The organism is Paraburkholderia sp. 31.1 (genome assembly GCF_014397645.1).
Classification (GTDB): domain Bacteria; phylum Pseudomonadota; class Gammaproteobacteria; order Burkholderiales; family Burkholderiaceae; genus Paraburkholderia; species Paraburkholderia tuberum.
Map to the genome: position 1 here is coordinate 1 of NZ_VZQN01000294.1, position 210 is coordinate 210.

1 protein-coding gene is annotated in these 210 nt (G+C 65.2%); it reads left to right on the forward strand.

The window, feature by feature from the left end:
* The coding region (locus F6X37_RS36330) for an Ig-like domain-containing protein (protein ID WP_187614717.1) at positions 1-210 on the forward strand (210 nt) is incomplete at both ends.

Genomic DNA, 210 nt, shown 5'->3' on the forward strand with positions numbered 1-210 from the left:
AGGTCGACGAGGACGGCAACTGGAGCTTCACGCCTGATACGCCGCTGGACGAAGGCGAGCACGAGTTCACGGTGGTGGAGCGTGATCCCGCGGGCAACGAAAGCAGGCCGTCGGAGCCGCACGTGGTAGTCGTGGACACGACTGCGCCGGACCAGCCAGTCATTGGCGAAGTGATTGACGACGAAGGTCCGATCCAGGGGCCGGTGGGCA